The following is a 12,282-nucleotide window of genomic DNA, read 5'->3' as shown; positions in this document are numbered from 1 at the left end:
ACTCCCCAAGTTGGTTTAGTTGGCCCCGTCTAATGCGAAGCGTGGAAGGTCCGGCCCAGCGAGGCAGGTGCGCTGCTCTTGTCGGCCGAAAGGATCACAAGCACAAGGATCGTGATGATATAGGGCGACATTGCCAGATACTCGACCGGAATGGCAACGCCCGCCGCCTGCAAATTCAGCTGCAAAACGGTGATGCCGCCGAACAAATAGGCACCCAGCAGGGCACGCCATGGCTTCCAGCTGGCAAACACCACCAAGGCCAGTGCGATCCAGCCGACACCGGCGGTCATCCCCTCGGTCCATTGGGGGACGCGGATCAGGCTGATATAGGCACCACCCAGCCCCGCGCAGGCCCCTCCGAACAGGATTGCCATGATGCGGATCTTGATGACCTTGTAGCCCAACGCATGCGCCGCATCGTGGTTTTCACCGACCGCGCGCAGGATCAGACCGACGCGGGTATATTTCAGCGTGGCCCAGACCGCCGCGGTCAGGGCAATGCCGACATAAAGGATCGGGTCATGCTGAAACAGGATCGGCCCGATGACAGGGATATCGCTGATCACCGGGATATGAATATCCCCCATGCTCGGCGGTTTGATCCCAACATAGCTTTGCCCAAGCAAGGCGCTGAACCCAAGCCCGAACAACGTAAGGGCCAGACCGCTGGCCACCTGGTTGGCCAAAGCCACCTGGGTCAGCAACACAAACAGCAATGACAGGACCGCACCACCAATGGCGGCCGCGACAAAGCCCAGCCAGGGCGATCCGGTCTCGACCGAGATCGCAAAGCCGCTGATGGCGCCGACGATCATCATGCCCTCGACGCCCAGGTTCAGCACGCCTGCTTTCTCGACAACCAGCTCTCCGATCGCGGCCAAAAGCAGGGGGGTCGCCGCCACCATCAACGAGGCGACCAAAAGGACGGGATTGATCTCACCAAGGTCCATGTCACGCCACCTCGCTTTGGGCCGCACGGATGCGGTAGTTTGTCAAAAGGTCGAAGGCCAGCAGGAAAAACAGCAGCATCCCCTGAAACACCTGAATGGCAGCGGCCGGCAGACCCAGCTGAGACTGCGCGATTTCCCCGCCAATGTAAGTCAGCGCCATCAAGCCACCGGCCAGCAGGATGCCAACCGGATGCAGGCGGCCCAGAAAGGCCACGATGATCGCGGTAAAGCCGTAACCGACGTTGAAATCGATGCTGACCACGCCCGAAGGACCAGAGACCTCGAACATGCCCGCAAGCCCGGCCAGCGCGCCTGACAGGCCCAGGCAGAACAGGATCAGCCGAGCCGGGTTAACGCCCGCGAATTTCGCGGCCCTCGGCGCCTCACCTGTCAACCGGATGTGGAAACCCAGCATATGCCGATTCAGCAGGACATAGGCAAAGATGACGGCAATCAATGCGGCCACGACGCCCCAATGCATTCCCGATCCGGCAATCAGCTCGGCATTATGCGCGCTGTCATAGGATTGCAGGTTGCGTGAACCGGGAAAGCCGAACCCTTCGGGGTTTTTCAACAGTCCCAAAGACACCGAGGCCAGCATCTGTTCGGCCACATAGACCAGCATCAGTGACACAAGGATTTCATTGGTGCCAAAGCGAACCTTCAGAAAAGCCGGGATCATCGCCCAAAGCCAGCCGCCAAACGCGCCTGCGATCACCATGATCGGAAAGATGTAGAACGCGTCCAGAGGGTAAAAGGCCAGTCCCGCACCGGCGCCAAAGATGGCCCCCATGATGTACTGTCCTTCCGCCCCGATATTCCAGATTCCGGCGCGAAAACCCAGCGACAGGCCTATGGCGATCAACACCAAGGGCGCCCCTTTCACCAGCAATTGCGGGCGATAGTAAAACGCGAACTCGCCGAACAGAGGCTCCCAGAAAATGGTGCCGATGGCTTCGATGGGATTCTTGCCCAGAAGGGCGAACAAAATCCCGCCAAAGACCATCGTCGCCAGCACAGCGACCAGGGGGGTGGCATAAGACCACGCCTTGGACGGCTGCGGCCGTTTCTCCAACACAATCATCTGCTCATCCCCCCAAGGTCTTCATCTTTTTGTAAATACTCTCGCCGAAGGCGACGCGACGGATCACACATGCGCCACCTCCATGCCGTGGGCGCCGCCCATCATCAGGCCGATTTCATCAACCGTCAGACCCGTGGTCTCGCGCGGGGCGCTTAGCCGCCCTTCGTTCAACGCAGCGAAACTGTCCGAAATTTCCATCAACTCATCCAGGTCCTGGCTGATGCAGATCACCGCAGTACCCTTGGCTGCCAGGTCCAGTATCGCCTGCCGGATCGACGCCGCCGCTGCCGCATCCACGCCCCAGGTTGGCTGGTTCACCACCAACACATCCGGGTTTTGCAGCACTTCACGGCCAATCACGAACTTCTGCAGGTTCCCACCGGACAAGGATCGCGCCGCATTCTCAGGTCCCGGGGTCCGGACATCAAAGGCGCTTATGATCTTTTCGGCAAAGCTCTTGGTTTCCGCCCATTTCAGAAAACCGTTGGACTCCAATCCTTCGCGGACCGACCCGGTCAGCAACGCATTTTCGGTCAGGCTCATATCCGGCGCCGCCGCATGGCCCAGCCGTTCCTCGGGCGCGGTCAACACGCCCAGCCTGCGCCGGGCGGTCGGACCCAGTTTGCCGATCGGCTGTCCATTGAACTTGATCGCGTCTGCCGTGGTCTGGATCTCGCCCGACAAAACGCCCAGCAACTCATCCTGACCATTGCCGGCAACGCCACCGATGCCCAGGACCTCGCCCTTGCGCACGGTCATATGAACGTTCTTCAGCGCAGTGCCGAATTCCGAGGGCGAGGGGACCGACAACCCGCTGACATCCAACGCAACCTCGCCAAACGCGCGGCCCGACCGCTCTGGCGTTTGCAATGTCGCTCCGACCATCATCTCAGCCATATCCCGGGCCGAGGTCTCGGACGGAACGCATTCACCCACATTCTTGCCCAGACGCAGGATCGTTGCGTGGTCGCACAGGGTGCGGATCTCTTCTAGCTTGTGCGAGATATAGAGGATCGAGGTGCCCTCGGACCGCAGTTTGTTCAGTGTTTCAAACAGGATTTCGACTTCCTGAGGGGTCAGCACGCTCGTCGGCTCGTCCATGATCAACAGCTTGGGGTCCTGCAGCAGGCACCGGATGATCTCGACCCGCTGGCGTTCGCCCGCCGACAGGTCGCCCACGGTGCGAAAGGGATCAAGCGGCAGGCCATAGGTCTCGGACACCTCGCGGATGCGCGACGCCAGGTCACCCATCGGGGGCGGGTTCTCCATCCCCAGGGCGATATTTTCCGCCACGTTCAGCGCATCGAACAGCGAAAAGTGCTGAAACACCATCGCGATACCGTCGGCGCGCGCGGCACGGGGTTCAGGCGGGGCAAAGGCCTGCCCGCGCAACAGCATGGTGCCGCTGTCGGGTTTCACCAGCCCATAGATCATCTTGACCAGCGTGGATTTCCCGGCACCGTTTTCCCCCAACAGCGCGTGAACCTCGCCCTCGCCGATGTCAAAAGACACTTGGTCATTGGCCACGACGCCGGGATAGGCCTTGGTCAGCCCTTGCAAGCTCAGAAGTGGAGTTGTCACGCGCTCAGGTCCTTCTTCAAGTCATTCTGCCGGGCGATGCGCAGGATTTGCGCGGCCACCCCGACGGCGATCATTTGCGGGTGTTTCCCCAGGCCCGGGTCGCCGATCGGGCAGGTGATCCGGGCGATCCGTTGTGGCGCATGCCCCAGCGCCGCCAGACGAGACCGAAACCGCGCCCACTTGGTAGCCGAGCCAATCAGCCCCGCAAAGCGGAAATCGTGCAAAAGCAGCCGGTTGCACAGTTCCAGGTCCAGATTATGCGAATAAGTCAGCACCAGGTGTTCGGCATCGCGCGGGGCGTGGCGCACCAACTCGGCGGGTTTGGCTGCGGGAATTGCCCTGACGCCGCCCGGAACCGTATCGGGAAAGCGGTCCGGTCCGGTATCGACCCAGCTTATTGCCAAATCGGGCAGGGGCGACAGGACGCCGACCAGCGCCCGGCCCACATGGCCGGCCCCCCAGATCCACAGATCGCGCGTTGGCTTGTGGACCGGTTCGATCATCCAGCCATCGACCAGTTGCGGCACGGGCGCAATGCCCTGATTGCGGGCTGCGGCCAAAAGGCGTTTGACCGACAGGGGCATATCTGTGCCCGAAACGGGGCGTGCGATGACCGGATCGTCCAGCGTGTCCAGGCGCTCCGCATCATAGATTTCGCTGACCAGTGAAACGGCCCCGCCGCAGCATTGCCCCATATCCGGCCCCAGCGCGTGATGCGTCAGGCGCGTAGGTGCGGTCTGGGCCCGCGCGGCCTCGGCGGCCTGAAACTCAAGGGCTCCACCGCCGATGGTGCCGCTTTGCCCGGTTTCCCAAACCAGCATTGCAGCACCGGTTTCGCGGGGGGACGATCCCTTGATCCCGGCGATGACCATCCGAACCACTTTCCCGTGGGTCTTGACCGCCTCCCGCAACGCCTCAAGGTCAAATCCCATCACAGGCCCCCTTTCATTCTTTGGACGCCGTTCCAGACCTCTTCGGCTGTGGCAGGCGCATCCAGCGCCGGATAGCCGTCGCCGCAGGCCGCCACCGCGTTTGACAGCGCCAGCCAGGCGGAAATGCCCAACATGAAAGGCGGCTCGCCCACTGCTTTCGAGCGATAGATCGTGTTTTCGCGGTTCTCGGCATCCCAAAGCGCGACGTTAAAGATATCGGGCCGGTCGGAACAGGCCGGGATCTTGTAGGTCGACGGCGCATGGGTGCGCAGGTTGCCCTTGCCGTCCCAGACCAACTCCTCGGTTGTCAGCCAACCGGCACCCTGCACATAGGCCCCTTCGACCTGCCCGATATCCAGCGCCGGGTTCAACGACGCCCCCGCGTCATGCAGGATGTCCGTGCGCAGGATGCGGTTTTCGCCGGTCAGCGTATCAATCGCCACCTCGGTAACGGATGCACCGTAGGCAAAGTAAAAGAAAGGTCGCCCCCGGCCCTTGATCCGGTCCCATTCAATCTTGGGTGTTTTGTAAAACCCGGTCGCCGACAGGCTGACACGCCCCTGATAAGCCAGCGCGGCGGCTTCGGCAAAGCCATAGCGTTCTTCGCCCACCGAAACGTGGCCGTCCGAGAACGTAACAGCGGCAGGGTCCGCCTGATGCCGTTCCGCCAGGTAATCGGCCATCCGGTCGCGGATCGTGTCACAGGCGGCTTTCACGGCCATACCGTTCAGGTCGCTGCCTGACGAGGCCGCCGTGGCCGAGGTGTTGGGAACCTTGGCGGTATCGGTCGCGGTGATTTTGACCATCTCAAGCGGAATGCCAAAGCGCGACGCTGCGACCTGCGCGACCTTCTGGAACAGGCCCTGTCCCATCTCGGTGCCGCCATGGTTCAGATGGACTGAGCCGTCCTGATACACATGCACCAACGCACCCGCCTGATTGAGGTGGGTCAGCGTAAAGGAAATCCCGAATTTGACCGGCGAGAAGGCGATGCCTTTCTTGATCACGCTGTTTTCGCTGTTCCACTTGGCAACTGCAGCTTTGCGCGCTGCATAATCGCTGGACTTCAGCAGGGCGGCTGTCATGCCGTGCAGCTCGAAATCCGTTACTTCCATGCCATAAGGCGTCGTGTTGCCCCCTTTGGGCACCGGGCGCACGGGCGGCGGGGTTGTCACCTGCTCGACCGCGCCCAGGCTGGTCAGGTCCTCATGCGGATCGACATGAGCCAGAGGCCGTTCGGGCAGGTCAGGTGCATCCAGTGCAGGCGGGTGCGCCGGTTCGTAATAGTTGCGGCGGCGCAGTTCGACCGGGTCCATCCCCAGCGTGTGCGCGGCGTGATCCATGACACGCTCGATCCCGACCATGCCTTGCGGACCGCCGAACCCGCGATAGGCGGTGGCGGACTGGGTGTTGGTCTTCAGCCGGTGGCTTTCGATCCGCGCATTGGGCAGCAGATAGGCATTGTCCGAATGCAGCATCGCGCGGTCCGCAACCGGCAGGGACAGGTCCTGCGCCCAGCCACAGATGGCATGATGCAGGAACGAGACACCCTGAATGTGGCCGTTTTCATCGAACCCGGCCTTGTAGGCAATCCGGAACGCATGGCGCTTGCCGGTGATGGTCATGTCGTCATCGCGGTCATAGCGCATCTTGCAGGCTTTGCCGGTTGCCCGCGCGGCGATGGCACAGGCGACCGCCAGCGCGTTGCCCTGGCTTTCCTTGCCGCCAAAGCCGCCGCCCATCCGGCGGGTCTCAACCCGGACCGCGTGCATGGGCACGCCCAGAGCGTCAGCGACCTTGTGCTGAATCTCGGTCGGGTGCTGGGTCGAGGAATGAACCAGCATATCGCCGCCTTCGTTCGGCACTGCCAGCGCGGCCTGGCCTTCCAGATAAAAATGCTCCTGCCCGCCCAGTTCGAACCCGCCTTCGATCACATGCGCTGCGCTTGCGATGGCGGCATCGGCATCGCCCTTGGCATAGATGCGCGGGCCTTCCTCGAAACGGCTGTCGGCGGCGAGCGCGTCGTCGACGGTCAGGATCGGCGTCTCCTCGGCATAGTCGATCTTGCCCAGCCGCGCCGCCTTGCGGGCCGCCAGATGGCTGGTTGCGACCACAAGGAAAACCGGCTGGCCGATGTAATTGACCACACCGTCCGACAACAACGGTTCATCATGGATCGACGGCGAGACATCGTTGGCAAACGGCAGGTCCTCGGCGGTCATCACCATGACAACGCCGTGGGCGGCCCTGACGTCGGACAGATCCATCGCCTTGATCTTGCCCTTGGCAATCGGGCTCAGGCCAAAGGCCAGATGCAGCGAACCCTTGGGCGTCGGGATGTCATCCACATAGCGCGCCGTGCCCGAAACATGCAGCGGGGCGGCGTCGTGGGGCAGGGGTTTGGTCACGCTCATGCCGACACCTCCAGCACGTTGATCTCCTCGCCCTGGTCCTCAAAGTAATAGCGTTCAAGCATCGCTTTGGCCGTTTCCAACCGATAGGTGGCCGAGGCACGCATGTCTGTCATCGGCGTAAAGTCCTGAGCAAAAGCTGCGAGCGCGGCCCGAACTGTATCACCGGTCCATGCCTTGCTGGTCAGCGCCTGTTCGACATGTGTTGCCCGTTTCGGAACTCCGGCCATGCCGCCAAACGCGATACGTGCCTGCGTGACGGTGCCGTCCGCGACGGTGATGTTGAAACATCCACACACGGCCGAGATATCCTGATCGAACCGCTTGCTGAGCTTGTAAGCCTTCAGCCGATCCGCCTGACGCGGAAAGCTGACCGCTTCGACGAATTCACCGGGGGCACGGTCCTGATTGCCATAGTCGATGAAGAAGTCTTCCAGTGGGATCGACCGGTTCGTATCGCCCTTGCGCAGGTGCAGTGTGGCGTCCAAAGCAATCAGTGCGGGCGGGTTGTCCCCGATGGGTGAGCCATTGGCGATATTGCCGCCCACCGTGGCCGCGTGGCGCACCTGTACGCTGGCATATCGGCGGATCATCTCGGCATATGATGGATGCAGGTCGGCCAGCGCCTGACCCATACGGTTCATATCGACCATCGCGCCAAAGCGGATTTCATCGTCGGTGATGGTGATTTCTTTCAGGTCGTCGCACCGGTTGAGGAAAATCACAGGGTCCAGATCGCGCAATTGCTTGGTGACCCACAGGCCGACATCGGTGGCCCCGGCAACCAGGGTGGCATCGGGGTTCTTGGCATAGACCTCCGCCAGCGCGTCAGACGATTCAGGCAGCATCGGCGAGGTGGCAGCGGGGGCGACGGGTTTGTCCTTGACCCAGACGGGTACAGGCTGCGCCTCGGCGGCTTTGGCGGCGCGGATGATCGGCGCATAACCGGTGCAGCGGCACAGGTTTCCCGCAAGCTGCGTGTCGTGATCCGTCGCCCCGTTTGCATGACCGGCAACCATCGACATGACAAATCCGGGCGTGCAAAAGCCGCATTGCGAACCATGCAGATCGACCATCGCCTGTTGAACCGGGTGCGCTTCGCCATTCGGGCCGCTGGCGCCTTCGACGGTGCGCACGGCCTTGCCATGCAACTGCGGCAGGAACAGGATGCAGGAGTTCAGCGCCTTGGCGCCGTCTGTATCGGTCACCATGACGGTGCAGGCCCCGCAGTCGCCTTCGTTGCAGCCTTCCTTGGTGCCGGTCAGGCCGCGATCTTCACGCAGCCAGTCCAGCAGGGTGGCTGTCGGATCGACATCCGCCAGCTCCACTGTCTCTCCGTTCAGAAGAAACGTGATATTCATACGTGAAACCCGTCGCCTTACCCGGTTTTGCCCTTTGGTGCTCTCCTTCGATGCGACGTAGAAAGAGTAGCGGGCTGGTAGCTTGCCATCGGATGTTAGGAACAGGCCGGGTTGCATGGCAAGAAAAACTGCCTATTTCATACACTATTACGCCGGGTCTGCCTTGAAAATAGCCGTGCGTCCCGCCGTCATGGGTTTGAAATTGCGCGGTTTTTTGTAAAGAAATCTCAATCAAACCCGAAGCACCTTCCAAAATTCCCGAAGAATGCGTGGTCAAAAATTGTGCGCCGCCGGGCGCCTGTTCTGGCTTTTGCACGACGTTCGGCTGCGATAGCCTGCATGCATGAGCACCTCTGCCCGATTCATTCACCTCCGCGTCCATACCGAATATTCCCTGCTGGAAGGGGCCATTCGCCTGAAGAAACTGCCGGGGCTGTGCGTCGCTGCGGAAATGCCGGCTGTGGCGGTAACAGACACCAACAGCATGTTTTCGGCGCTGGAGTTCTCGGTCACGCTGGGGGATGCAGGGGTGCAGCCGATTGTCGGGTGCCAGGTGGATCTTACCTATGTTCAGGCAAAGCCGGGCGAAAAACCAAGACCCCCGGCACCGCTGGTGCTGCTGGCCCAGTCCGAAACCGGCTATGAGAACCTGATGAAACTCAGTTCCTGCCTTTATGTGGATAAGGGCGGGCAATTGCCGCAGGTCACGCTGGACGAACTGGCGGAGCGGTCCGCCGGGCTGATCTGTCTCAGCGGCGGCCCTGACGGCCCGGTTGGGCGGCTGTTGCAACAGGGCCAAAGACCGGCCGCCGAAGAACTGGTGGATCGGCTGGCGGCAATGTTCCCTGAGCGGCTTTATATCGAGTTGCAACGCCATCCGGGCGAAGATGGCCAGCCTGAGGCCGAACGCCTGACCGAACGCGGCCATGTCGAGATGGCCTATGCCAAGAACCTGCCGCTGGTCGCCACCAATGATGTCTATTTCCCGACCTCGGATATGTACGAGGCGCATGACGCGCTGATCTGCATCGCCGAGGGGGCCTATGTCGATCAGCAAGAAGGCCGCCGCCGCCTGACCGCGCAGCATTATTTCAAGTCGCAGCAGGAAATGGTGACGCTGTTTGCCGATTTGCCCGAAGCCATCGAAAACACCGTCGAGATTGCCAGACGCTGCGCCTTTATGGCGTATCGCCGCGACCCGATCCTGCCCAAATTCGCGGATGACGAGGTGGCCGAGCTGCGCCGCATCGCCAATGAGGGTCTGCAAAAACGCCTGGCCGTGATTCCGCATGCCGTAACGCCCGAAAAGTATCAGGAACGGCTGGATTTCGAGTTGGAAATTATCGAAGGCATGGGCTTTCCCGGTTATTTCCTGATCGTTGCGGACTTTATCCAATGGGCCAAGGATCACGACATCCCGGTGGGGCCGGGGCGGGGTTCGGGCGCGGGATCATTGGTGGCTTATGCGCTGACGATCACCGACCTTGACCCGCTGCGCTACAGCCTGCTGTTCGAGCGGTTCCTGAACCCCGAACGGGTTTCGATGCCCGACTTCGATATCGACTTTTGCATGGATCGCCGCGAAGAGGTGATCCGATATGTTCAACAGAAATACGGGCGCGACAAGGTGGGGCAGATCATCACCTTTGGTGCGCTTCTGTCAAAGGCCGCCGTGCGCGATATCGGGCGGGTTCTGCAAATGCCTTATGGTCAGGTGGATCGGCTGTCCAAGATGATCCCCGTCGAAGGGGTCAAGCCGGTATCGATTGAAAAGGCGCTCGCGGATGAACCTCGGTTGCGCGAAGAGGCAAAAAACGAAGAGGTGGTGGATCGCCTGCTGACCTATGGCCAAAAGGTCGAAGGGCTGTTGCGGAACGCCTCGACGCACGCGGCGGGGGTGGTGATCGGGGACCGGCCGCTGGATGCGTTGGTGCCTTTGTATCAGGATCCGCGGTCCGATATGCCCGCGACCCAGTTCAACATGAAGTGGGTGGAACAGGCCGGGCTGGTCAAGTTTGACTTTCTGGGTCTGAAAACCCTGACCGTCATCCAGAACGCGATGGACATCATCTTCAAGTCCGGGCGCCCTTTGCACATCGCGGCGGATGGCACCGAACTTTACGAACCGGCCGAGGGGGCCGAAAACCAGATCAACGCCATCCCGCTGGATGATGAGGCGACGTACAAGCTTTATTCAGCAGCCAAGACAGTGGCCGTGTTCCAGGTGGAATCCAGTGGCATGATGGATGCGCTCAAGCGCATGAAACCAACTTGCATTGAGGATATCGTGGCCCTTGTGGCGCTCTACCGCCCCGGCCCGATGGAGAACATTCCGACCTATTGCGAGGTCAAGAACGGCCAGCGCGAGATCACATCCGTGCACCCGCTGATCGACCATATCCTTGAGGAAACGCAAGGCATCATCGTCTATCAGGAACAGGTGATGCAGATCGCGCAGGTGATGGCTGGGTATTCCCTTGGCGGCGCGGACCTGCTGCGCCGCGCGATGGGCAAGAAGATCAAAGAGGCGATGGATGCCGAACGCCCGAAATTCGAAAAGGGCGCGGGCGAGAATGGCGTGGATGCCAAGAAGGCCAGCGAGGTTTTCGACCTGCTGGAAAAATTCGCCAATTACGGCTTCAACAAGTCCCACGCGGCGGCCTATGCGGTGGTCAGCTATCAGACCGGCTGGCTGAAGGCGAACCACCCGGTCGAGTTCATGGCAGGGGTCATGAACTGCGATATCCACCTGACCGACAAGCTGGCGGTGTATTTCGAAGAGGTCCGCAAGGGGTTGGACCTGCCCTATGTGCCGCCCTGCGTGAACCGGTCTCTGGCGACGTTTGACGTTGTGAATGGTGAACTGGTCTATGCGCTGGGCGCATTGAAAAACGTGGGTGCCGAGGCGATGAACCTTGTGGTCGAAGGGCGCCGTGCCGGGGGTGCCCAGGGCGATGGCGCTGACAAGCCCTTTGTCAACCTGTTCGACTTCGCCCGCCGGGTCGACCTCAAGAAAGTTGGCAAGCGCCCGCTTGAAATGCTGGCGCGGGCCGGGGCGTTTGACGCGTTGGACAAGAACCGCCGCCGCGTGTTCGACAGTATCGAACAACTGGTGCGCTATTCGGCGGCCATTCATGATCAGAAAAACTCGAACCAGGTGTCTCTTTTTGGCGAGGCCGGGGACGATCTGCCCGAACCGCGGCTTGCCGCGACGCCCGACTGGCTGCCAGCCGAGCGGCTGAGCGAAGAGTTCAAGGCCATCGGGTTCTATTTGTCCGGGCATCCGCTGGACGATTACATGCCTGCATTGAAACGGCGCGACGTGATGACCCTGGACCAGGTGACCGAGCGGGTGCGCGAGCGCGGGATGATGGGCGTCAAGATGGCGGGTGTCGTTGCCGGACGGCAGGAACGAAAATCGGTGCGCGGCAACCGGTTTGCCTTTGCCCAGCTTTCTGATCCCACGGGCGCGTTCGAGGTCACGCTGTTTTCGGAAACGCTTGAAAAATCCCGAGAGTTTCTGGAAACTGGCTCGCAGGTGGTGTTGACGGCCGAAGCGACGATGGAGGCTGATCAGCTTAAGCTGCTTGCCCGGTCCGTCGGACCCATCGACGCGGTTGTCGCCGAGGCAGGTGCAACCGGGTTGCGCATCTTTCTGGACGAGCCACAGGTTATCGAGACCGTCGCGCATGTGCTTGAAGACGCAGTCAGCGCCGCAGGTGGCGCATCCACCGGCCCGGTCCAGTTGCGGTTGCTGTCGCCCGGTTTGCCCGGCGAGGTTGAAATGGAGCTGGGCCGGCAATTCCCGGTCAACCCTCAGATCAAAGGCGCGATCAAGTCCTTGGACGGTGTCCTTTCGGTCGAAGATATCTGAGGCCCGCCCCGTTTGTTGCCAGGTCAAACCTGGCCCGATAGGCTGTTATTGCAGGATGCATCCTGCGTCTGGCCGCGGGAGGGATTGAT

Annotated in this window: 7 protein-coding genes; 1 reads left to right on the top strand and 6 read right to left on the bottom strand. The window is 61.3% G+C overall.

The annotated features are described in order from the left end of the window. Positions 1-29: 29 nt before the first annotated feature. The 6 genes from ACXAG8_RS15285 to xdhA form a co-directional block, all read right to left on the bottom strand. Positions 30-950: an ABC transporter permease gene (locus tag ACXAG8_RS15285; RefSeq protein ID WP_475227993.1), complete on the bottom strand. Its 921-nt coding sequence runs from the start codon at positions 948-950 to the stop codon at positions 30-32. Between the two features lies 1 nt (position 951). Then, positions 952-2,034, bottom strand: a complete 1,083-nt coding sequence (locus ACXAG8_RS15280) for an ABC transporter permease (RefSeq protein WP_475227988.1) — start codon at positions 2,032-2,034, stop codon at positions 952-954. A 63-nt stretch (positions 2,035-2,097) separates the two neighbouring features. Beyond that, positions 2,098-3,615, bottom strand: a complete 1,518-nt coding sequence (locus ACXAG8_RS15275; RefSeq protein WP_475227979.1) for an ABC transporter ATP-binding protein — start codon at positions 3,613-3,615, stop codon at positions 2,098-2,100. Then, positions 3,612-4,547, bottom strand: coding sequence for a xanthine dehydrogenase accessory protein XdhC (gene xdhC, locus ACXAG8_RS15270; RefSeq protein ID WP_475227972.1), 936 nt, complete (start codon positions 4,545-4,547; stop codon positions 3,612-3,614). The genes ACXAG8_RS15275 and xdhC overlap by 4 nt, the downstream gene beginning before the upstream one ends. Continuing rightward, positions 4,547-6,961 carry a xanthine dehydrogenase molybdopterin binding subunit gene (xdhB, locus tag ACXAG8_RS15265; protein WP_475227966.1) on the bottom strand — a complete coding sequence of 805 codons (2,415 nt, stop codon included), beginning with the start codon at positions 6,959-6,961 and terminating at the stop codon, positions 4,547-4,549. The genes xdhC and xdhB overlap by 1 nt, the downstream gene beginning before the upstream one ends. Beyond that, positions 6,958-8,319, bottom strand: a complete 1,362-nt coding sequence (xdhA, locus tag ACXAG8_RS15260; protein WP_475227959.1) for a xanthine dehydrogenase small subunit — start codon at positions 8,317-8,319, stop codon at positions 6,958-6,960. Before xdhA ends, xdhB begins: the two co-directional genes overlap by 4 nt. 343 nt (positions 8,320-8,662) lie before the next feature. Between xdhA and dnaE the strand changes: the two genes are divergently transcribed. Next, entirely contained in the window at positions 8,663-12,193 is a 3,531-nt protein-coding gene (gene dnaE / locus ACXAG8_RS15255; protein ID WP_475227954.1) for a DNA polymerase III subunit alpha, read from the top strand. The last annotated feature ends 89 nt before the right edge of the window (positions 12,194-12,282 follow it).

The organism is Ruegeria sp. ABD4_443 (genome assembly GCF_056160865.1).
Note: the sequence above shows the minus strand (reverse complement) of the source record. Positions and strands in the feature narration are given on the sequence as shown.